The sequence below is a fragment of the Kitasatospora sp. NPDC092039 genome (genome assembly GCF_044756065.1).
Classification (GTDB): domain Bacteria; phylum Actinomycetota; class Actinomycetes; order Streptomycetales; family Streptomycetaceae; genus Kitasatospora.
The window spans coordinates 208205-229079 of the sequence record NZ_JBIVSD010000005.1; the positions used below are offsets into that span (position 1 = coordinate 208205).

The 20875-nt window shown below is 73.8% G+C and carries 23 protein-coding genes; 12 read left to right on the forward strand and 11 right to left on the reverse strand.

Annotated features, from left to right (window positions below; translation table 11 throughout):
* Window positions 1-19 precede the first annotated feature (19 nt).
* From ACIQI7_RS13190 to ACIQI7_RS13200, 3 genes are read left to right on the forward strand one after another with little or no spacing between them, the layout of a single operon-like run.
* Entirely contained in the window at window positions 20-1324 is a 1305-nt protein-coding gene (locus ACIQI7_RS13190; protein ID WP_401108442.1) for an adenosylmethionine--8-amino-7-oxononanoate transaminase, read from the forward strand.
* Window positions 1321-2079, forward strand: coding sequence for a dethiobiotin synthase (gene bioD / locus ACIQI7_RS13195; RefSeq protein WP_401108445.1), 759 nt, complete (start codon window positions 1321-1323; stop codon window positions 2077-2079). The genes ACIQI7_RS13190 and bioD overlap by 4 nt, the downstream gene beginning before the upstream one ends.
* A 52-nt stretch (window positions 2080-2131) precedes the next feature.
* Window positions 2132-2578 carry a hypothetical protein gene (locus ACIQI7_RS13200; RefSeq protein ID WP_401108447.1) on the forward strand — a complete coding sequence of 149 codons (447 nt, stop codon included), beginning with the start codon at window positions 2132-2134 and terminating at the stop codon, window positions 2576-2578.
* A gap of 34 nt (window positions 2579-2612) precedes the next feature.
* Here the strand turns inward: ACIQI7_RS13200 and ACIQI7_RS13205 are convergent, their stop codons facing one another.
* The 5 genes from ACIQI7_RS13205 to ACIQI7_RS13225 form a co-directional block, all read right to left on the reverse strand.
* Window positions 2613-3014: a hypothetical protein gene (locus tag ACIQI7_RS13205; RefSeq protein ID WP_401108450.1), complete on the reverse strand. Its 402-nt coding sequence runs from the start codon at window positions 3012-3014 to the stop codon at window positions 2613-2615.
* A 213-nt stretch (window positions 3015-3227) separates the two neighbouring features.
* Entirely contained in the window at window positions 3228-3866 is a 639-nt protein-coding gene (locus ACIQI7_RS13210; RefSeq protein WP_401108453.1) for a hypothetical protein, read from the reverse strand.
* Between the two features lie 52 nt (window positions 3867-3918).
* Window positions 3919-5007, reverse strand: coding sequence for a radical SAM protein (locus ACIQI7_RS13215; RefSeq protein WP_401108455.1), 1089 nt, complete (start codon window positions 5005-5007; stop codon window positions 3919-3921).
* 55 nt (window positions 5008-5062) lie between these two features.
* Window positions 5063-5263, reverse strand: coding sequence for a hypothetical protein (locus ACIQI7_RS13220; RefSeq protein ID WP_401108457.1), 201 nt, complete (start codon window positions 5261-5263; stop codon window positions 5063-5065).
* A gap of 182 nt (window positions 5264-5445) precedes the next feature.
* Complete coding sequence (locus ACIQI7_RS13225) at window positions 5446-6090, reverse strand: helix-turn-helix domain-containing protein (protein WP_401108460.1); 645 nt, start codon at window positions 6088-6090, stop codon at window positions 5446-5448.
* 100 nt (window positions 6091-6190) lie between these two features.
* Between ACIQI7_RS13225 and ACIQI7_RS13230 the strand changes: the two genes are divergently transcribed.
* The gene (locus ACIQI7_RS13230; protein WP_401108856.1) at window positions 6191-7657 is read left to right on the forward strand and encodes an aminopeptidase P family protein; all 1467 of its coding nucleotides are present in this window, start codon (window positions 6191-6193) and stop codon (window positions 7655-7657) included.
* Between the two features lie 101 nt (window positions 7658-7758).
* Here the strand turns inward: ACIQI7_RS13230 and ACIQI7_RS13235 are convergent, their stop codons facing one another.
* From ACIQI7_RS13235 to paaK, 4 genes are all read right to left on the reverse strand, one after another.
* The gene (locus ACIQI7_RS13235; RefSeq protein ID WP_387747681.1) at window positions 7759-8043 is read right to left on the reverse strand and encodes a hypothetical protein; all 285 of its coding nucleotides are present in this window, start codon (window positions 8041-8043) and stop codon (window positions 7759-7761) included.
* 166 nt (window positions 8044-8209) lie between these two features.
* Window positions 8210-8647 carry a GNAT family N-acetyltransferase gene (locus ACIQI7_RS13240; RefSeq protein ID WP_401108464.1) on the reverse strand — a complete coding sequence of 146 codons (438 nt, stop codon included), beginning with the start codon at window positions 8645-8647 and terminating at the stop codon, window positions 8210-8212.
* Window positions 8648-8730: 83 nt separating this feature from the next.
* Window positions 8731-9402: a class I SAM-dependent methyltransferase gene (locus tag ACIQI7_RS13245; protein ID WP_401108467.1), complete on the reverse strand. Its 672-nt coding sequence runs from the start codon at window positions 9400-9402 to the stop codon at window positions 8731-8733.
* Window positions 9403-9562: 160 nt separating this feature from the next.
* Window positions 9563-10897 (reverse strand): phenylacetate--CoA ligase PaaK, encoded by a 1335-nt coding sequence (gene paaK / locus ACIQI7_RS13250; protein WP_401108470.1) that lies wholly within the window; start codon window positions 10895-10897, stop codon window positions 9563-9565.
* A gap of 271 nt (window positions 10898-11168) precedes the next feature.
* Here paaK and ACIQI7_RS13255 point away from each other — a divergent pair, with 271 nt between their 5' ends.
* The 3 genes from ACIQI7_RS13255 (at window position 11169) to ACIQI7_RS13265 (ending at window position 14723) form a co-directional block, all read left to right on the forward strand.
* A complete protein-coding gene (locus ACIQI7_RS13255) occupies window positions 11169-12848 on the forward strand; it encodes a hypothetical protein (protein ID WP_401108472.1) in 1680 nt (559 codons plus the stop codon).
* Window positions 12849-12926: 78 nt separating this feature from the next.
* Window positions 12927-13253, forward strand: a complete 327-nt coding sequence (locus tag ACIQI7_RS13260) for a hypothetical protein (RefSeq protein WP_401108474.1) — start codon at window positions 12927-12929, stop codon at window positions 13251-13253.
* A gap of 306 nt (window positions 13254-13559) precedes the next feature.
* Window positions 13560-14723, forward strand: coding sequence for an ROK family protein (locus ACIQI7_RS13265; RefSeq protein ID WP_387747669.1), 1164 nt, complete (start codon window positions 13560-13562; stop codon window positions 14721-14723).
* A 153-nt stretch (window positions 14724-14876) separates the two neighbouring features.
* Here the strand turns inward: ACIQI7_RS13265 and ACIQI7_RS13270 are convergent, their stop codons facing one another.
* Entirely contained in the window at window positions 14877-15650 is a 774-nt protein-coding gene (locus ACIQI7_RS13270) for a GntR family transcriptional regulator (RefSeq protein ID WP_401108478.1), read from the reverse strand.
* Between the two features lie 320 nt (window positions 15651-15970).
* Between ACIQI7_RS13270 and ACIQI7_RS13275 the strand changes: the two genes are divergently transcribed.
* Both ACIQI7_RS13275 and ACIQI7_RS13280 read left to right on the forward strand, forming a co-directional pair.
* Window positions 15971-16762: an exodeoxyribonuclease III gene (locus ACIQI7_RS13275; protein WP_401108860.1), complete on the forward strand. Its 792-nt coding sequence runs from the start codon at window positions 15971-15973 to the stop codon at window positions 16760-16762.
* Window positions 16763-17046: 284 nt separating this feature from the next.
* Window positions 17047-17259 carry a hypothetical protein gene (locus ACIQI7_RS13280; protein WP_401108883.1) on the forward strand — a complete coding sequence of 71 codons (213 nt, stop codon included), beginning with the start codon at window positions 17047-17049 and terminating at the stop codon, window positions 17257-17259.
* A 223-nt stretch (window positions 17260-17482) separates the two neighbouring features.
* On the opposite strand, the gene ACIQI7_RS13285 is transcribed toward ACIQI7_RS13280, so the two are convergent.
* Window positions 17483-17710 carry a hypothetical protein gene (locus tag ACIQI7_RS13285; RefSeq protein WP_401108480.1) on the reverse strand — a complete coding sequence of 76 codons (228 nt, stop codon included), beginning with the start codon at window positions 17708-17710 and terminating at the stop codon, window positions 17483-17485.
* Window positions 17711-18206: 496 nt separating this feature from the next.
* Here ACIQI7_RS13285 and ACIQI7_RS13290 point away from each other — a divergent pair, with 496 nt between their 5' ends.
* The 3 genes from ACIQI7_RS13290 (at window position 18207) to ACIQI7_RS13300 (ending at window position 20854) form a co-directional block, all read left to right on the forward strand.
* A complete protein-coding gene (locus ACIQI7_RS13290; protein ID WP_401108483.1) occupies window positions 18207-18410 on the forward strand; it encodes a cold-shock protein in 204 nt (67 codons plus the stop codon).
* 367 nt (window positions 18411-18777) lie between these two features.
* Window positions 18778-20322: a DEAD/DEAH box helicase gene (locus ACIQI7_RS13295; RefSeq protein ID WP_401108486.1), complete on the forward strand. Its 1545-nt coding sequence runs from the start codon at window positions 18778-18780 to the stop codon at window positions 20320-20322.
* 151 nt (window positions 20323-20473) lie between these two features.
* A complete protein-coding gene (locus tag ACIQI7_RS13300; RefSeq protein WP_401108488.1) occupies window positions 20474-20854 on the forward strand; it encodes a CBS domain-containing protein in 381 nt (126 codons plus the stop codon).
* Window positions 20855-20875 lie beyond the last annotated feature (21 nt).

The following is a 20875-nucleotide window of genomic DNA, read 5'->3' on the forward strand; positions in this document are numbered from 1 at the left end:
ACCCTCCGGAGAACGCACCATGCTCCAGCCGTCCGCGGCCGCCCTGCTCGACCTCGACCGCGCCCATGTGTGGCACCCGTACGGGCCGATGCCCGGGACCGTCGCCCCGTACGTGGTCGAGTCCGCCTCGGGGGTGCGGCTGCGCCTCGCCGAGCCGGTCGCGGGCGGGCGGCGCGAGCTGGTCGACGGGATGTCGTCCTGGTGGGCGGCGATCCACGGCTACCGGCACCCGGTGCTGGACGAGGCGGTGCGCGACCAGCTGGGGCGGATGAGCCATGTGATGTTCGGCGGGCTCACCCACGAGCCCGCCGTCCGGCTGGCCGCCACGCTGGTGGAGATCACCCCGGAGCCGCTGCGGCACGTCTTCCTCGCCGACTCGGGCTCGGTGGCCGTCGAGGTCGCGATGAAGATGTGCCTGCAGTACTGGCAGTCCGTCGGGCGGCCGGCCAAGCGTCGGCTGCTCACCTGGCGCGGCGGCTACCACGGGGACACCTTCCACCCGATGTCGGTCTGCGACCCGGACGGCGGGATGCACCACCTGTGGGGCGGGGTGCTGCCCGGCCAGCTGTTCGCCCCCGAGCCGCCGGCCGGCTTCGACGCCCCGCTCGACCCCGAGTACGCCGCGCGCTTCGAGGAGTTGATGGCCCGGCACGCGGACGAGCTGGCCGCCGTCATCGTCGAGCCGGTGGTCCAGGGCGCGGGCGGGATGCGCTTCCACTCCCCCGCCTACCTGCGGATGCTGCGCGAACTGTGCGACCGCTACGGGGTGTTGCTGGTCTTCGACGAGATCGCCACCGGGTTCGGGCGCAGCGGCGCGCTGTTCGCCGCCGACCACGCGGGCGTCTCGCCGGACGTGATGTGCCTGGGCAAGGCACTGACCGGCGGGTACCTGACGCTGGCCGCCACGCTGTGCACCGGCGGGATCGCCGACGGCATCAGCCGCGGCGAGGTGCCGGTGCTCGCCCACGGGCCGACGTTCATGGGCAACCCGCTGGCCTGCGCGGTCGCCAACGCCTCGCTGGAGCTGCTGCTCGGGCAGGACTGGTCGACCGAGGTGAAGCGGATCGGGGCCGGGCTGGCCGACGGCCTCGCGGCGGCCGTGGACGTCCCCGGCGTGCTCGACGTGCGCACCCGGGGGGCCATCGGCGTCGTCCAGTTGGACCACCCGGTGGACGTCCGCGCGGCGACGGAGGCGGCGGCGCGGGAGGGCGTCTGGCTGCGGCCCTTCCGGGACCTGATCTACACCATGCCCCCTTATGTGACGGAGGACGGGGACGTGGCACGGATCGCCGCCGCCGTGACCGCCGCGGCGGTGGCCGGATGAGCGCGCGCATCCTGTTCGTCACGGGTACCAACACGGACGTCGGCAAGACGGTCGCCACCGCGGCGGTCGCCTCGGCGGCGCTGCGGGCGGGCCTGAAGGTCGCGGTGCTCAAGCCCGGGCAGACGGGCGTGTCGCCGGACGAACCGGGCGACGCCGCCGAAGTGCGCAGGCTGGCAGGCGATCTGACGGTCCGCGAGCTGGTGCGCTACCCCGAGCCGCTGGCTCCCGACACCGCCGCCCGGCGGGCCGGGATGCCGTACCTCTCCCCCGCCTCGGTGGTGTCCGAGGTGGCCGACCTGGCCGCCGGCCACGACCTCGTCCTGGTGGAGGGCGCGGGCGGGCTGCTGGTCCGTTACGACGACGAGGGCCGCACGCTCGCCGACCAGGCCCGGGCCGTGCGCGAGGCCGGGCTGCCGGCCGAGGTCCTGCTGATCGCCTCGGCCGGGCTCGGCACGCTCAACATCGTCGCCCTCACGGCGGAGGCGCTGGCGGCCCGCGGCCTGCCGCTCGCGGGCGTGCTCGTCGGGTCCTGGCCCGCCGAACCGGGCCTCGCCGAACGCTGCAACCTCGCCGACCTGCCCCGCTCGGCCGGCGCCCCGCTGCTCGGCGCCCTGCCGGAACGGGCGGGCGCCGCCGAGGACTTCGCCGCCCTCGCGTACGCCTCGCTGGCCCCCGAGCTGGGCGGCGGCTGGGACGTGGAGCACTTCGCGCGCCTCCATCGGCCCGAATCGGCCCCGCTTCGCTCGAAGGGGTGATCCGGGCGCGCGGGCCTGTCGGAAGCCCGGGCGGCTCAATAGCGTTCCTTCCATGACAGACGGGCTGACCGTGGACGAGGCCCTGCGGGCCCTGGCCGCCCTGGAGGCGGCGTGGAAGGACGACGACGAGGCGCTGTCCGCCCTGGCGGCGGGCGGCGCCAGCGAACGGCCGCTGCCGGCGCTGGTCGCCGCGTACGGCGAGCACGCGATGGACACCCTGATGGCGCTGGCCTTCGGGCTGCGCGCGACCATGAGCGACGAGGAGCTCGCCGAGATCTCCGACGCCGTCAGCTCCAACATCGGCGCCCGGATGAGCGCGCTGCTGACGCAGACGCTGAAGGCCTGGGGCACCCTCGCGCCCTCGGACGACCTCTCGGTGACGAAGATCATCGCCCACACGGTGATCGACGCGATGCGGGCCGTCACCGAGGACCCCGACAGGACCGAGGTGCTGCCCCTGCTGGCCACCTTCCGCAGCTACGCCCTCGACGAGGCCTGAGGCAGCCGGAGTTCGGCGCCTGCTGATCCCTCTCCTATCCGCGGCCTTCCGGGACCAGGAAGCGGCCGGAGCGCCACCGCAGGCTCGCCGGGCCGCCGGTGGGCCAGTCGTGGTCCAGGTGGCGGCGGTCGCGGCCGAGTCCTCCGAGCTGCCGCGGGCGCAGGGTGCCCCGCCTCAGGCCGGTGGCCTCGTCGGCGGTCACCGGCATGATCGTCACGTACTGGGCGTCGTCCCCGCCCATCCAGTCGACGACCTCGCTGAAGATCCACACGAACCGCTGCGCGCACTCCCGGCAGCGCCGCAGACCGACGGAGAAGTGCGAGCCGTCCACCACCTCAGCCTCGTGCTCGAAGCCCTCCCGCTGCCGCCCCCACACGGCCTTCTCGTCCTCCCCGTAGCACTTCGCGCAGCCGAACTCCGCCATCGGCCTTCCCATCGGTCGACTCCCTGTTCCGCGACGTCCCGGTCGCGGCCCATGATGCCCGCAGGGCCCGGCGGTCGGCCGGGGAGTCCACCCGGCCCGGGAACAATTCACGGTCCGTTCCCGCACCGTTCGCGCCCCAAGGCGTAATCCCCGGACGGCGGTTGACGAAGCCCCCGCCCCGGCCCGGGACCGCCGACGCGACTGAGCGCCCGCCGGGGCGGGCGCTCAGTCGGCCTCCAGGAGCACCGCCGGCAGCGCAGCCTCCCGCACCAGGGTGCGCGGGAGGGTGAGCCCGAAGTGGCGGCCGAGCACCTCCAGGCTGGTCCGGTGGAGGTCGTCGCCCGCGCGGTCGTGGTCGGGCAGGCCGGCCGCCGCCAGCTCGGCCGTCAGGGCGGCGACGGTGGCCGGCTCGCCCGCGACGCCGTCGGGGCCCCAGCTGCCGTCCAGGTGGAGGTTGAGGAAGCAGATCTCCCGGCCGTCCCGGTAACCGTGGAAGAACGGCGGCACCGGCTTGCCGTTCTCCTCCTCGAACTCCAGGTGGAAGACCTCGGCGCCGCCGCGCGAGGCGGCCGGCGGGACGCTCAGCTCGCCCTGCCAGTAGCCGTACACCACCACGAAGGCGAGGTCGCCGGTGCGCCCGTGGTGCAGCGCGATGTCCTCGACGTCGCCGGGGAAGGCGAGTTCGTACTCCTCGACCAGCTCCCGCGCGGTGAGTTCGCCGAGGGGCCGCGCGGTGCACCCCGGGAAGCCCTCGGCGATCCGGGCCACCAGCTCCTCCGGCGCCAGGCCGCGGGCCAGTACGACGCTGTAGCCGCCGAAGGCGATCGACTGGGGTTCGGCGAGCCAGGTGAGTGTGTCCGTCATGCCGGCCATCCTGCCGCAGGGCACCGACAACCGGCCGGGGCGGCCCGTCCGGTCAGCCGCGGGCAGCGGGTGCCGGCCGCCTGCCGATCTGCAGCAGCGCCGGGGCCGGGGCCGGGGCCGGGGCCGGGCGGTCCATCGCCGCGTACGGGCAGTGCACCGCGCTCTCGTCACCGGCCGCCCAGCCGCGCACCCACGGGGCGAGCCGCTCGTCGTCGATCCGCAGGGTGCCGTCCGGCAGCAGCCGGCCGATCGCGTTGGCGGGGTCGGTGAGCGCCACCGTGCACTTGCCGACGGTGCCGTCGGCCCGGATCACCAGGGAGTTCGGCCGGGCCGCGTAGCAGACGGGCAGCTCGTCGGGCTCCGGCGCGGCCGGGAGCCCGTCGTACGCCACGGCGGTCAGCTCGTCCAGGACCTTCGGGCGCAGCCCCTGGTCGAGGATCTCCATCGTCCGGTCGTTCGGCCCGCCCATCCGCTCGACCGGCTTGAGGTGGAGCGTGAACCGCTCGTCCCGCAGGAAGGTGTCGCGCAGCCGGGCGAGGAACCCGGGCATGAGCGGCAGGTTGGCGGGGGTGAGGTGGACCCGCAGCAGTACGCGGACGGGCAGCGCGCTGTCCCGGATCGCCAGCAGGTTCCGCCAGATCCGGTCGAACGAGCCGCGGCCGTCCGCGCGCAGCCTGGTGGTGTCGTGGGCCTCGGCCGGGCCGTCCAGGGAGATCTGGTACCGGTCGACGCCGAGGCCCGCGAACCTGCGGGCGGTCCCGGTGTCGAGCAGGTAGCCGTTGGTGGTCATGTCGGCCCGGTAGTGGAGGCCGGGCCGGGCGGCGGCCAAGTCGGCCAGGTGGGCGGAGAGTTCCTCGACGATCGGGCGTGCGAGCAGTGGCTCCCCGCCGAACCAGGAGACGTCCAGGCGCCGCAGGTCCGCGGCGCGCCGGTCGATCAGCCGCTTGATGCCGCCGACCACGGCTTCGTCCATCCGCCCGACGGTGAAGTCCTCGTAGCAGTAGGTGCAGCGGAAGTTGCACTGCTCGGTGGGGAGGACGATCAGGTGCAGGGCCTGGTCGGTCAGCGACTCCGCGAGCTGCGCCCGGAACGCCGGGGAGGTGCTCCCGCCGGTACCGGGCGCGGTGAGGGTCTGCGTCATGGGTGCGGTTCTCCGTCGGACGGGTCGGTTCGACTGCTCGGGCGGGTCGGTTCGACTACACCGGAGGAGAGCCGCAGCCGGCCACCATGTTGGGACAGACGTTGGTGACGTGGCCGTGTCGCCTCTGGATGTCGGGCGTCTCGCCGGTGCTCGCCAAGCTCGCCAGCTGGGGCGACACGACGATGCGGCCCTGCTCGTCCAGCTTGACGTCGACGCCGCTGGGGCTGTCCTGCGGACTGTTCTGCGGAGCGCTCATGGCGACTCTCCTCGGGAGTGGGCGCGAGGGTCGGGTCCCCTCGCCGTGCCGAGGACTCTTCCGTACACCACCGGCCGCTGCCACTGCTGACGGCCACCCGGAGGACGTGCCGGACCGGGGCGTGTGGGCGGCGGTCCGTTCGGCAAACCGAACGCGCGAGTCCGGCGAGCTTGGCGCCGGGCTCAGTGCCCGTGCCCCTGCGGGAGACCGGGCTGCGGCTGTTCGCCCGCCGGGTCCCCCATCGCAGCGGCGAGGTGCAGGCGCTGCTCCGAGCGGTGCTGCAGCAGGAGCACCGAGCGCACCGGCTCGCCGCTCACGGCGGTGTAGCTGTGCGGCAGGGCGGCGTCGAAGCCGATGTAGTCGCCCGGGCCGAGTTCCACCTCGCGGCGGCCCGCCCGGACCCGCAGCCGGCCGGCCTGGACGACGGTGTGCTCGGTGCCGCCGTGGCCGGCGGAGATCTGGGTGCCGTCGATCCGCACCACCTGGTCGTAGACCTCGAACACCGCGCCCCCGCACTCGATCCGGCGCAGCGGGCGCAGGTCGACGCCCCGTCCGCTGAGCACCTCGGCGTCGGCCGCGCGCACCACCGTGACCTCGTCGGCGGGCCGGGCCTCGACCAGGTCGGAGATCGGCACCCCGAGCACCCGGGAGAGCCCGAGCACCGTCTCCAGGGTGGGGTTGCCGGCCCCGGACTCCAGCTGGGAGAGCGTCGCCTTGCCGACCCCGGCCTGCCGGGACAGCTCGGACAGCGACAGTCCGCGCTGGGCCCGCACCCGCTTCAGGTTGGCGGCGAGGACGCCCCGGACGGATTCCTCGGCATCGTTCATGCTGGACCTCTTCTCTCCCGACACCGTTCGGTATACCGTACGGGACGCACACCGATGGACGGGGCAGCGTAGCGAAGCACCGCGCCTCCCTCACCCTCACCTGGAGACCGCAGTGACCGAGCCCGCCGAGACCGCCGATCCCACCGAGACCATCAAGTACCGGAAGAACGGCCTGACCCGCGGCGTCACGGACGAACTCGCCGAGAGCATGACGCGGGGCTGGGCCGACACCGAGCGCACCACCCTGGAGCCGGTCCCGCAGGCCGCGCACACCGCCCGCCGCCGCGCGGAGCTCTCCGCCGCCTTCCCCGGCGAGCTGCTGGTGGTCCCGGCCGGCAACCCCAAGGTGCGGGCCAACGACACCGACTACCCGTTCCGCCCCTCCTCCGACTACGTCTACCTGACCGGCGACCAGTCCCAGGACGGCGTCCTGGTGCTCACGCCGACCGGGGAGAGCGGCCACGAGGCCGTGCTCTACCTGCGCGGCCGCTCGCGCACCGACAACGGCGAGTTCTGGCTGGACGGCCACGGCGAGCTGTGGGACGGCCGCCGCAACAGCCTGACCGAGAGCGAGCGGCTGTTCGGCCTGCCCTGCCGGGACGTGCGCACCGTCGGCGCCGACCTGCGCGCCGCCACCGGCCCGGTGCGGGTGCTGCGCCGCCACGACGCGGGCGTGGAGGCGGCGCTCGCGGACCGGGCGGACGCCGAGCGGGACGAGGAGTTCGAGGTCTTCCTGTCCGGGCTGCGCCTGGTCAAGGACGAGTGGGAGATCGCCGAGCTGCGCTTCGCCTGCGAGGCGACGGCCCGCGGCTTCGAGGACGTGGTGCGCGTCCTCGGCACCGACACCGAGACCGCCGAGCGGCTGATCGAGGGCACCTTCTTCGTCCGCGCCCGGATCGAGGGCAACGACGTGGGCTACAGCACCATCGCCGCCGCCGGCCCGCACGCGACCACCCTGCACTGGGTGCGCAACAACGGCCACGCCCGGCCCGGGGACCTGCTGCTGCTCGACGCGGGCGTGGAGACCAACCACCTCTACACCGCCGACGTCACCCGCACCCTGCCGGTCAGCGGCCGCTTCACCGGGATCCAGCGCAAGGTCTACGACGCCGTGTACGCGGCCCAGGAGGCCGGCATCGCCGCGGTGAAGCCGGGCGGCCGGTTCCGCGACTTCCACCACGCCGCCCAGCGCGAGCTGGCCGAACACCTCACCTCCTGGGGCCTGTTCGGCGACCTGGGCGCGGACAAGGTGTACGAGCTGGGCCTGCACCGCCGCTTCACCCTGGCCGGCACCGGCCACATGCTGGGCATCGACGTCCACGACTGCGCCCACTCCCGCACCGAGGAGCACGTCGACGGCCCGCTCCGGCCTGGCATGGTGCTCACCGTCGAGCCGGGCATCTACTTCCAGGAGAACGACCTGACGGTGCCGGAGGAGTACCGGGGCATCGGGGTGCGGATCGAGGACGACATCCTGGTCACCGAGGACGGCAACGAGAACCTCTCCGCCGACCTCCCGCGCCGCTCCGACGAGGTCGAGGCCTGGCTGGCCCGGCTGCGCGGCTGAGGGCTGCACCGGCAAGGCCCCTGCTCCCGTCCTGGCGAGGACGGGAGCAGGGGCCTTTGATCAGTCGGGCAGCTGGAACGGCGCCGACCGCGGAGCGGCCGTCAGAAGTGGCGGCTGGCGTCCCGGTCCGCCTTCTCCAGCGCGTCGATCCGGCGCTGCAGCGCGTCGGCCTGGGCGCGGGCCCTGCGGGCCGCTTCCTTCTCGCCCTCGTGGTCCATCCGCTTCGCCTTCTGGCGCAGCTCGTAGACCTGCTGGCGCATCTGCTTGAGGTCGGCGGTGACCGAGGCGGCCGCCGCGGGCTGGGCGGTGGCGACCTGCGCGACCGTCGCCAGGGCTCCGCCGGCCAGGGCGGCGGTCAGGACCAGGGCGGGAATGCGTCGACGCACTTGGGTGACTCCTTGCTGGTTGCGTGGCTCGATGACCGGACGTCATCTGATTACCAGTCGGTAACCATGATCGCACGAACCTGCGCCGCCCGCGGCACCCCGCCCGCTCCCGACGTCCCGCCACGGCGCCGCCGGAGGAACTCCTCGCAGGTCAGGCGCTCGCGCATCAGGCCCGCAGCGGCTTGACCCAGCGGCTCCACTGCGGCTCGGGCGCGTAGCCGGCCGCCTGCCAGGTGCGGTGGCCCAGGGCGTTGTCGTCCAGCACCATGGCGTCGGCCCGTCGTCCGCCGAGTGCGGCGAAACGCTCCTCGGCGGCGGCCAGCAGCGCGGCGCCGATGCCCCGGCGGCGGTGCCCGGGGTCGACGGCGAGGCGGTACAGGTGGCAGCGCCAGCCGTCCCAGCCGGCGATCACCGTGCCGAGGACGGTCGCCGGGTCGTCGGCGGGGGTGGCGACGATCAGGCACTCCGGGTCCCGGGCGAGCAGGGCGGCCACCCCCGCCTCGTCGTCCGTGATGCTGGTGCCCTTGGCGGCCCGGGCCCAGAGGGCGAGCAGGGCGGGGATCTCGTCGGGGACGGCGGCGCGCAGGGCGATCTGGTCGGTCATGCGCGCCTGTCTACCAGCCGTCCCCGCCGCGCCGCCGCGAATTCCACGGCCCGGACGGCCATGGCGCTCCACGTGACGGACCGTCAGCCGAGCCGCCACACCGTGGTGGTCTTGACCGCGGTGTCCTCCAGGTCCGCGACCACCGGCACCTGGTACGCCGCCACCGCGGTGAACCGCTCCCGGGGCAGGTAGGCCCGGCCCGGGTCGCCGACGACGACGGTCGCGCCGCGCGCCGCGGCCCGCTCCAGGAACGGCAGGAACCGGGCCGCCATGGCCCGTTCGTAGAAGACGTCGCCCGCGAGCACCACCTCGGCGGGCCCGCCGTCGCCGTCCACCAGGTCCACCAGGGCGCCGTCCACCCGCACCCCGTTGGCCTCGGCGTTCAGCCCGATCGCGGCCACCGCGTAGGCGTCGATCTCGGCCGCGCGCACCTGCGTCGCCCCGCGCAGCGCGGCCGCCACCCCGACCAGCCCCGAGCCGGACGCGACGTCCAACACCGTGCGGCCCGCGACGAGTTCGGGGTGGTCCACCACGTAGCGGGCGACCGCCACGCCGCCCGCCCAGGCGAACGCCCAGAACGGCGGCGGCAGCCCGGCCTCCCCGCGCGCCCGCTCGGTGGTCTCCCACAGGGCGATGGCGTCCTCGGCCATGTGCAGGCTGATCTCGGGCACGAAGGGGACGGGCTTCAGCTCGGTCTCCCGCCGGATGAAGGCGAGGTCGTCGGCCGGCTGAAGCGTGCGCAGCTCACTCGGCATGCCCCGCAGCATAGAGCCGTACGGGGGTGTTCCCGGACACCGGAGTGCTCGGCGGCCCGGGCTCAGCGGTCGCTCGCTCGGCCGGCCCGGACCGGTCGGCCCCGGCAGCTCGGCGGCCCGGGCCCAGCGGTCGGCCCGGCGCGGCCGGCCGGAGGCCCCGTCACCCCCGTTCGTCCACCACCCGCCTGATCTTCCCGACCGAGCGCTCCAGCGTGTACGGGTCCACCACCTCGGCCGCGACGGTGATCCCGACCCCGTCCTTCACCGCGCGGACGATCTCCGCCCGCGCCGCCTCCCGCTGCTCGGCGGAGGCGTCCGGCCGGGCCTCCACCCGGACGGTCATGTGGTCCAGCCGCCCCTGCCGGCCGAGCCGCAGCTGGAAGTGCGGCGCGACGGCCGGGGTGCGCAGCAGGATCTCCTCGATCTGGGTCGGGAAGACGTTCACCCCGCGCAGGATGATCATGTCGTCGCTGCGCCCGGTGACCTTCTCCATCCGCCGGAAGGCCGGCCGCGCGGTGCCGGGCAGCAGCCGGCTGAGGTCGCGGGTGCGGTAGCGGATGATCGGCAGCGCCTCCTTGGTGAGCGAGGTGAAGACCAGTTCGCCGCCCTCGCCCTCGGGCAGCACCTCGTCGGTGAACGGGTCGACGACCTCCGGGTAGAAGTGGTCCTCCCAGATGTGCAGCCCGTCCTTGGTCTCCACGCACTCCTGCGCGATGCCGGGGCCGACCACCTCGGAGAGGCCGTAGATGTCGACGGCGTGCAGGTCGAGCCGTTCCTCGATCTCGCGCCGCATCTCCTCCGTCCACGGCTCGGCGCCGAAGATGCCGATCCGCAGCGAGGTGCCGCGCGGGTCGACGCCCTGCTTCTCGAACTCGTCCAGCAGCGTCAGCAGGTAGGACGGGGTGACCATGATGATCTCGGGCTCGAAGTCCAGGATCAGCCGCACCTGGCGGGCCGTCATGCCGCCGGAGGCCGGGATGACGGTGCAGCCGGCCCGCTCGGCGCCGTAGTGCGCGCCCAGGCCGCCGGTGAACAGCCCGTAGCCGTAGGCGATGTGCACCTTGTGGCCGGGTCGGCCGCCGGCCGCGCGGATCGAGCGGGCGACCACGTCGGCCCACATGGAGAGGTCGTCGTCGGTGTAGCCGACCACGGTCGGCAGCCCGGTGGTGCCGCTGGAGGCGTGGATGCGGCGGACCCGCTCCATCGGGACGGCGAACATGCCGAAGGGGTAGCCCTCGCGCAGGTCGGCCTTGGTGGTGAAGGGGAAGCGGGCGAGGTCGTCCAGGGTGCGGCAGTCCTCGGGGCGGATCCCGGCGGCGTCGAACTTGCGGCGGTAGAGCTCGACGTTGTCGTACGCGTGCCGCAGGGTGGCCCGCAGCCGGGTGAGCTGGTGGGCGCGCAGTTCGTCCGGACCCATCCGCTCGCCGGCGTCCAGGAGCTCCGGTGGGAGCGGCTCCCCGAGGTGTCGGCGCGGGACGGGTGCGGTGCCGGTCATCATCGCTCCTTCGCTGCTCTGCCTGTACGAGCCGCCGACCGATCGTTCGGTCAGGCCCGCTCCATTGATCCAGTACCCGAACCACCTGTCAAGGGATCGCACAGACCCTCCGGAATGTACGGTTCCGACCGCTTCGAGGCGACTTCGCCCCGGCAGCTTGGTTGTCCGATATGAAAATCATTACAGAAACTTGACTTGCTACCGGCCTTCCCCGCCCCACCCCCGTGGTTCAGTAGTGCGGGTTTCCGCCCCGCACCCCGGAGTGATCACCGTGCCCACCACTTCCGCCCTGGTCAGCGCGCTGCGCGAACTCGGCGACCGGCCCGCCGTCGTCGCCGACGGGCACGCCATCAGCGGCATCGGCCTGCTGCTCGGCGTCTCCCCGCCGGGCGGCCTGCCCCGGGCCCTGGCCCAAGGGGTCGCCGAGCACGCGGCGCTGCCGCCCTCCGCCGCCCGCGCCGCCGAACAGCGGCTGCGCCACTGGGCCGGCGTCCTCGGCACGCCCCCGATCCGGCACACCGTGCTGCACCCCGTCACCGACCTCGCCATCGACCTCGCCCTCGCCACCCTGCTGGCCGGCGGCACCGTCCACTGCGGCGACCCCGAGCAGCACCCCGATCAGCTGCTCGCCGCCGTCGCCGCCGCCCGGACCACCCACCTCAGCCTGCCGTCCGCCCTGCTCTGGCGGCTCAGCCGGCAGCCCGGCCTTGGCGCCCGGGAGACCACTGCCGGCGATCCCACTGCCAGCGATCCCGGTGGCGGCGACTCCTCCGGCGGCGGTCCCGGCGGCGGCGATGACGGTGCCGGCGATCCCGGTGGCGGCGATCCGGGTGCCCCAGCTCCGAGCACCCACGACCTCGGCTCGCTGCGCCTGGTCCTGCACGTCGGCCCCGAACCCCGGCAGGAGGACGTGTACGCGGCCGTCGACGCGCTCGGCGCCGTTCTCGCCCACGTCCGCGCCCCGGACAGCAGCGCCGAGGCGGCCGACCGCCGACTGCGCGCCGACGCCGAGAGCGCCTCGGCCGCCGCCTGGAAGCACGGCATCGGCGTCACCGCCGAGCAGGTCCGCGACTTCGGCACCCGGCTCGACCGGGCCGTGCTCACCGCGCTGCTGCACACCCTCCAGCAGAGCGGCGTGCTCACCGACCCCGCGCGCGGCCACCCCGAGGCCGAGGTGCTGGCCGCGGCCATGGTCACCCCCGCCCAGCGGCCCCGGGTCTCCCGCTGGCTGGACGCGCTCGCCCGGCACGGCCTGATCACCCGCCAGGACGGCGGAGCTCGGGGCTCGGTCTACCGCGGTGGGCCCGGGCCGGACACCGCCGAGGTCCGGGAGGCCTGGCGCCCGGTCGTCGAGGCCTGGGCCGACGGCCTCGGCCCGGCGGCCGCCCTGGACCGGGTCCGGTGCGACGCCCTGCGGCTGCCCCGGCTGATCACCGGCCAGGAGGCTCCCCGGCCGGCCGCCGCCCCGGTCCGCTCGGCCGCCGCCCACGGCTTCCTCGACGCCGCCCTCGACGCGCTGGTGCGCGGCGCCGCCGGGGCCCACGACGGGCCCGGGCCGCTGCGCGTCCTCGAACTCGGCCCCGAGGGAGGCGAGCCCGCCGTCGCCCGCGCCCTCGCCACCCGCCCCCGGCAGGCCACCGAGCACCACCCCGCCCCCGACGGCGGCCGCTACCACCTCGTCGTCGCCACCGTGACCGGACGGTCGGAGCCCGAACTCCCGGCGCTGGTCCGGCTGCTCTCCCCCGGCGGCCGGCTGCTGCTGCTCGCGCCCACCGCCGAACAGCTCGACCTGCTGATCACCGGCGACGCCCACGGCCCCACCGCCCGACCGGCGGAGCACTGGCGGTCGGCACTGGCCGCCGCGGGCTGCCCGACGGTGCTGACCCTGCCCGAGGACGGGCACCCGCTGGGCCTGCTGGGACAGCGGCTGTTCGCGGCCCGGGTGGACTGACCCGCGGACGGCCTGAGTACGACGGGAGCAGCACGGACCGAGCAGCGGCCGGTGGAGCCGCTGGCTACGATCGGGGTCATGCCCCGGATTCTCCGCACAGTGGACGCGCTCGCGTCGATCGGCTCGAACCTCTCGATCGGGTCCGTCGGCTCCTTCCTCTCGATCGGCTCGGTGGGCTCGTTCCTGTCCATCGGCTCGATCGGGTCGTTCACGTCCATCGGCTCGATCGGGTCGGCCGCTTCCATCGGTTCGATCGGCTCGTTCGCGTCCATCGGCTCGATCGGCTCCGCGATGTCCGCCCTCTCCATGGGCTCCTGGCGCGGTGTGGGCTCGTTCAGGTCGTTCGGCTCGCTCGGTTCGTTCGGCCCGGCCCGCTCCCGCCGGTGCGCCCCGTCCGGTCGGTGACCCGACCCGTCACACCGGCCCCGTCCGCCGTCGGGCGCGGGCCGTCCGTGGCCGAGCGGTGAAGTCCGGGTCACGCACCGCCACCCGATCCGTACCATTTCGATACCGAAGCCTGGGTGAGCTGCGAGGATCCTCGCCGCCCGGGCCGGTCCCCGGGTAGGCTCCGGTTGTCCTCCGGCCCTCGCGCAGGCGGCCCCCGCCGCCGTGCCGCGTTCTCCGGAGGCGCTCCCCCGCGGGCCATTCGGTGGGCACCGCGCACTCGACACGCGCGCCAGGGCAGTCGCGCGAACGGCGAAGGGCATCGCATTGGCGGATCGGCTCACCGGAGGAGACTCCTCGCTGCTGCGGCGGATCAACGCGGCGGTCACGCTCCGGGCGCTGCGCAACGGCCACTCCGTGACCCTCACTCAGCTCGTCGGCGAAACCGGGCTCTCCCGGCCGACGGTCGAGGGCGTGATCGAGGGCCTGGTCGAGACCGGGCTGGTCGCCGAGGTCGAGCAGCCGCGGGAGGAGGGCCAGCCGGGCCCCGGCCGCCGCGGCCGCCCCGCCCGCTGGTTCCGCTTCCGCGCCGAGGCCGGGCACATCCTCGGCATCGAGATCGGCGTGCACGACATCCGGGTCATCCTGGCCGACCTCACCGGCGAGGTGGTGGGCAGTCACTTCAAGCCGGTGGACGAGACCCTCGACGCCGAGGACCGGCTCGCCGCCGTCCGCACCGCCGTCGCCGAGGTGCTGCGCAAGGCCGGCATCTCCCGCGACAACCTGTGGGCGGTCGGCATCGGCACCCCCGGCATCGTGGACCGCGAGGGCACCGTCCAGCTGGGCACCGCGATGCCCGGCTGGACCGGGCTCGACCTCGGCGCCAAGCTGCGGCGCTCCTTCCGCTGCCCGGTCATGATCGAGAACGACGCCAACCTGGCCGCCATCGCCGAGCACTGGCAGGGATCGGCGGTCGGCGCCGACGACGTCGTCTTCGTGATGGCCGGCCTCAGCCCGGGCGCCGGCTCCCTCATCGGCGGCCGGCTGCACCGCGGCTTCGGCGGCGCGGCCGGCGAGATCGGCGCCCTGCACCTGCTCGGTCAGGAGGTCACCCCCGAGCGCCTGCTGTCCACCACCGGAAAGCCCCTCAACCCGCTGGACGAGGCGGCGGTGGCCCGCGTGCTGAGGCTGGCCCGGGAGGGCGACGAGGTCGCCAAGGTCGCCATGGACCGCTTCCTCACCCGCCTCGTCCAGGGGGTGGCCGCGCTCGTGCTGGCCATCGACCCGCAGCTGGTGGTGATCGGCGGCTGGGCGGCCGGCCTCGACGGCGTCCTGGACCCGCTGCGCGAACGCCTGGCCCAGTTCACCCTGCGCGCGCCCGAGGTCGCTCTGGCGGCCCTCGGCTCGGAGGTGGTGGCGATGGGCGCCCTGCGCGTCGCCCTCGACCACGTCGAGGAGCAGCTCTTCGCGGTGGACCCGCCCCGGGCCTGACGCCCGACGCCCGGGCGGCCGCCGGCCCGCGGCCGCCCGGTTCGACCGCCGTGCCCACCGCCACCCCAGGGCTCATGCGCCTGGACTCAACGGCGAAGGCCCGGACGCCAGTCGGCGCCCGGGCCTCGGCCTGAGGGTTTTCCGGAGGATGGTTCAGGAGGCGGTACGGACCTCGGCCGTCGCGCCGACCGGGGTGACCTCGACGAGTCCGGCCTCACCGAAGGTCAGCTTGCAGGTGTCCGCGCGGTAGGTGGAGACCGCCAGCGCCACCAGCCGGCCGGCCGAGGCGTACTGGGTGGTCATCACCAGGACCGGCGAGCCGGGCGGGCGCTCCAGCAGGGCGGCCTGCTCGGCCTCGGCGACGCCCAGCTCGACCGAGCGGGACTCGCCGTCCACCTCCAGGCGCTCCAGCTGACGCAGCACCGAACGGGCGCGGTCGCTCTCGGCGCGGAAGCCCGGCAGGTGCGGCAGGGCGGCGGCCGGGACGTGCAGCGACTCGGTGGCCACCGCGCGGCCCTCCACCATGCGGACCCGGCGCACGGTGTGCACCGTGGCGCCCTCGGCGATGCCGAGGTCCTTCGCCAGCTGCGCGGAGGCAGGGGCGGTGGCGCAGTCGACCGTCCGCCAGGCCTGGCTGCGCGCGGTGCCGGGCCAGCCCTCCTCCTGCCGGTTGACCGGGACGCCGACCCGCGGGGCGGCGATCAGGGTGCCGATCCCCCGGCGGCGCACCAGGCGGCCCTCCAGCTCCAGCTGGTCCAGCGCCTGGCGCAGCGTGGCCCGGGCGACGCCGAAGCGGGCCGAGAGCTCGCGCTCGTTGGGCAGCACCTGCCCGGTGGAGAACTCCGAGTCGATGGCCCGCAGCAGCACCGTGCGCAGGTGCCAGTACTTCGGCTCCGGCACCGCAGAAAGCTGTCCTGTCGTTCCCACCGCGTCCTCCACCCTGCTGTCTGTCCGCCCTGCGACGAAAAGGGCGGACCCCGGGCCCGCTGTCCGCTGTTGCGGCAGGTGGGAGAGCGGGCCTTTATCCGTCCTTCTTTATTAAAGGTCCTTGCAGTAAGTGACCCTAGGTGCTCCGTCCGGAGATGGTCAAGACCAATGGCGGGGCTTGATGGGGCCGTCACCCATATTCATGCCGCGTTCACGACAGCTCCTGTCAGCTACTGTCACCATCCGCCGCGGACGGCCGGTCCCGCGCGTCGCCGTTCGGCCCGGCAACGGCCAGTCGGTAGGCTGCCCGAGTGATCGTGGTGACGAGTGTGAACGTGAACGGAATCCGGGCAGCGGCCAAGAAGGGCTTCGTCGAATGGCTGGCCGGGACCGAGGCCGACGTGGTCTGCCTGCAGGAAGTGCGCTCCGAGCCCGGACAACTACCCGTCGAACTGCGCGACCTGGAGGGCTGGCACGCGGTCTGGGCCCCCTCCGCCGCCAAGGGCCGGGCGGGCGTCGCCGTCCTCTCCCGCCAGGAGCCGCAGCGCACGGTGATCGGATTCGGCTCCGCTGAATTCGACAATTCGGGCAGGTACGTCGAAATCGACCTGCCCGGCCTGACCGTCGCCAGCCTCTACCTCCCCTCCGGCGAGGTCGGCACCGACCGCCAGAACGAGAAGGAACGCTTCATGGCGGAATTCCTCGTCCACCTCACCGCCCTGCGCGCCCGCGCCGCCGCCGACGGCCGCGAGGTCGTCGTCTGCGGCGACTGGAACATCGCCCACCGCCCCGAGGACCTCAAGAACTGGCGGGCCAACCAGAAGTCCGCCGGCTTCCTCCCCGAGGAACGCGCCTGGCTCTCCCGCGTCTACGACGAGGCCGGCTACGTCGACGTCGTCCGCGCCCTCCACCCCGACCGCACCGGCCCCTACACCTGGTGGTCCTACCGCGGCCGCGCCTTCGACAACGACACCGGCTGGCGCATCGACCTGCAGGTCGCCACCCCCGCCCTCGCCGCCAAGGCCGTCGAAGCCTACGTCGAACGCGCCGCCACCCACGCCGACCGCTGGTCCGACCACGCGCCCGTGACCGTGGCGTTCGACCTCGGCTAACCGGCCTTCAACCGGCGATGGTTCACCAGCACTGAGAGGCAGCCAGAGGCGCCAACGGGTTGGGGCACGGTGCACGGAGGCCCAGATCACCCGCCAAGGGCCCTGGGTCTGTCTGCTGTGGGGACGCCTTTTGTGAGGTTCTGACCTTCGAAACCCTACGTCAGAGCGGTGTCGCCACGGCGGTGGGCTTCGTGACGGGCCGGCCATGTGGACGCTGGGCCGATGCCCAGCCCGTGCGGTGATCGCACAGCCCCGCCCCGGGACCCGCGGCGAAGCTCTCCCCGGTGGTTCTCCTCGGCCCACTGGGCGACGTCGCACAGTCCTCGGCGGAGTGGAATGCCCGCTGGCGCATCGACCTCCAGGTCGCCACCCCCGCCCTCGCCGCCAAGGCCGTCGGAGCCCACGTCGAACGCGCCGCCGCCCACGCCGAGCGCTGGTCCGACCACGCACCCGTCATCGCGCCGCCCGGCGACGGCCAGCGCCACCCGCAGGGGTGAGATGACCTGCACTCTTTCTTGTCTGGCGGCGCACGGGCCGACTGCCTGCGGAGCGGGAGAAGGTGGTCTGCAGGTCGGCCGGACGCGTCTCTCGTGCATCGCCGGTCATCGCCGGTACCGCTTCGGAGGCGCGGTGGCGGGCACTCGTTCGATCCGGAGGGGACGTGCGGCCGGCTCCGCGTCGTGCGTCCCCTCCGGGGCGGAGAACCGTGTTGGTCTCAGGTCAGAGCTTGTGCATCGTGGCGTAGGGCGGGGTGATGCGTTCGCGTCGCGATCCGAAGTCGACGAGTACCGCGATATCGCTGTCGCCCTCGACGTCGATGGCCCGGCCGAGGCCGTACGTGTCGTGGGTGACGCGGTCGCCGACGGCGAAGTACTTGCGCGGCGCTTCGATCCGTGCCTTGAAGGGGCTGGTGGGCAGGGTGCGGCGGACTGCTGCAGATCTTGTCATTCCCTGCAGTATGCGCCGAAAATCGCGGGAGCGGGTCCTTCTTGTTCACTTCATTTCTGAGTCGCATCGGAGTTTCGTCTGCGCCGCCCGTAATGATCACGGATGGCGCTGGTGGGCGCCGGGTGGCCGGCGCGGCGGGGCGGATTATCGGCGCCCGGGGCTCGCCCGTCCGGGAGAACGGATCGCGGGTGTCGCGAGGGTGGAGCCGTCGGCTCGAACGGCTGTTTTTCAGGCGCGTTGACGGTCATGTCGCCTCGCGCCCTGCGGTCTGGGGCGGGGTCCCGCAACACTGGCGGCGGAATTTCCGCCCGTTGCGGGCCTGGGCCTGCTACAGTCGTTGTAGTTGCAGTAGTGGTTCCCATGAACTTTGTGTGCGCCTGCTGATGTTTCGCAGGCGCTTTTTGTTTCCCGGCTCTTCCCCGGGTGGGTGCTCATCGCGGCGACTCGAAGTCCGCGCCGTGCGGGTTTCGGACAGCCCCTTGAAGGAGATTTCTTTATGGCTAATGGCACTGTGAAGTGGTTCAACGCGGAAAAGGGCTTCGGCTTCATCGAGCAGGAGGGTGGCGGTCCTGACGTGTTCGCCCACTTCTCGAACATCAACGCCAACGGCTTCCGTGAGCTGCTCGAGGGCCAGAAGGTCGAGTTCGACGTCGCGCAGGGCCAGAAGGGCCTGCAGGCCGAGAACATCCGTCCGCTGTAGTTTCTGCCACGGCACCCGCCTGGTAGCGAGGGGCCCGCACCGCGTACATGATGCCCGGTGCGGGCCCCTCGGCATTGCGCCACACCACTCATCCCGGTCGTTCAGTCCCACTGGCTCCGCCACCGGCGGCCATCCCCGCGCGAGACGCCCCGCGCCGCGTCCGGATCGGCGCCCTGCCGTGACACCCACGGTTCGAGGATCTTCGCTCCCGCCCTTCGCGGTGAGCGCGGACCTGAGGTGACGTGCCGCACGGTTTCACCGTCCACGCCCCGCCAGCTCCGAACTTTCGGCCCGTCCCTCGCGGTCTCCCGCCGGCGCCCCGCGCTGCGGAGCCGCCTCGCGACGTGCCGCCCCAGGAAGGTTTTCCATGAACCGCTCCAGTCGTTCCCCGTACCGGAACACCAACTCCCGCTCCTCGGCCTCCGCCCGCTCCGGCCGCTCCTACGGATCCCGTTCCGGCGGCAGCCCCTTCTACGGCGACCGGCCCGGCGGCCAGAGCTCCCGTCAGGGCTCGTCCCTCCAGGGCGAGTTCGCGATGCCCGTGAGCACCACCCCGGCGCTGCCGGCCGTCGAAGCGTTCGACGAGCTGGACATGCCGAAGGCGCTGCTGTCGGTGCTGACCCGGCAGGGCGTCACCGCGCCGTTCCCGATCCAGGCCGCCACGCTGCCGAACTCGCTGGCCGGACGGGACGTCCTCGGCCGGGGCCGCACCGGCTCCGGCAAGACGATCGCGTTCGGCCTCGCCGTGCTGGCTCGCACGGCCGGGCGGCGCGCCGAACCGTGTCAGCCGCTGGCCCTGGTGCTGGTCCCCACCCGCGAGCTCGCGCAGCAGGTCACCGACGCCCTCACCCCGTTCGCCCACGCGGTGCGGCTGCGCATGGCGGCCGTGGTCGGCGGGATGTCGATCGGACGCCAGGCCCACGCGCTGAACCAGGGGGCCGAGGTCGTGGTCGCCACCCCCGGCCGCCTCAAGGACCTGGTCCAGCGCGGTGACTGCCGGCTGGACCAGGTCGGCATCACGGTCCTCGACGAGGCCGACCAGATGGCCGACATGGGCTTCCTGCCGCAGGTCACCGGGCTCCTCGACCAGGTCGCCGAGGGCGGCCAGACGATGCTGTTCTCCGCCACCCTGGACCGCAACGTCGACCGCCTGGTCCGGCGGTTCCTGAAGGATCCGGTCACGCACTCGGTGGACCCGTCCGCAGGCGCGGTCAGCACGATGGAGCACCACGTGCTGCACGTGCAGAACCACGACAAGGCCGCCACGATCGCGCACATCGCCTCCCGCGAGGGCGGCGTGATCATGTTCATCGACACCAAGCACGGCGCCGACCGCCTGGTGAAGGACCTGCTCGCCAATGGGGTGAAGGCCGCCGCCCTGCACGGCGGCAAGTCCCAGCCCCAGCGCACCCGCACCCTGGAGCAGTTCCGCACCGGCCAGGTCACCGCGCTGATCGCCACCAACGTCGCCGCCCGGGGCATCCACGTCGACGGCCTCGACCTGGTCGTCAACCTCGACCCGCCGAGCGACCACAAGGACTACCTCCACCGCGGCGGGCGCACCGCCCGCGCCGGCGAGTCCGGCACGGTCGTCACCCTGGTGCTGCCCGACCAGCGCCGCGCGATGACCCGCCTGATGGCCACGGCCGCCATCACCCCCGTCACCACGCGTGTCAGCGCCGGCGACGAGGACCTGGCCCGCATCACCGGCGCCCGGGTGCCCACCGGGATTCCGACCGTGATAGCCGCCCCCGTCGTCGAGCGTCCCCGCCGCAGCGCGTCCACGAGCCGCGGCCGCCGCGGCCGCCCCGTCCACGCGGGAGCCGGCACCGGCGCAACCGCCACGGGCCGTGACACCAAGGGCTCCACCGGCCGCCGCCGGGCACCGCGCCGCGTCGCTCTCGCCGCTTAGGGCGTGGGTGGGGCCGGGACCGCCGCCGCAGCCCCCTCACTTACCGAGCGACCAGCGCTCTCGGCCCGCTCCGGCGCACCCGCCGGCCGCCCCACCGCCAGTGTTCCGCCCTCCGCCGGTCCCGGCGGTGGATACGCGAAGGAGTCTGCCCATGACCGTCACCCTCGAACGCACCGAGCCCGCCGCCACGGTCGGCGACCTCATGAAATGCCCTGAGCTGCAGGTCAGCGACGACGTCATGGTCGACATGGCGACGGACATCCTGCAGAGTTCCGGCGCCGACCACCTTCTGGTCCGCGACGACGACGGCCGCTGCGCGGGGCTGCTGACGCGCCTGCACCTCGCGCCGTTCCAGGCCCGCTCCTGGTACACGGAACGGACTCCGGTGCGCGACATCGTCCTCGACCGCGCCCCGTTCGCCACCGCCGACATGCCTGCGGGCACGGCGGCCGCCGCTATGCGCGCCCGAGGCCTGGACGTTTGGCCGGTGGTGGACCAGGACGGCCACGCCATCGGCCTGCTCAGCTTCTAGAACTGTCCGTCGGCGCCGACG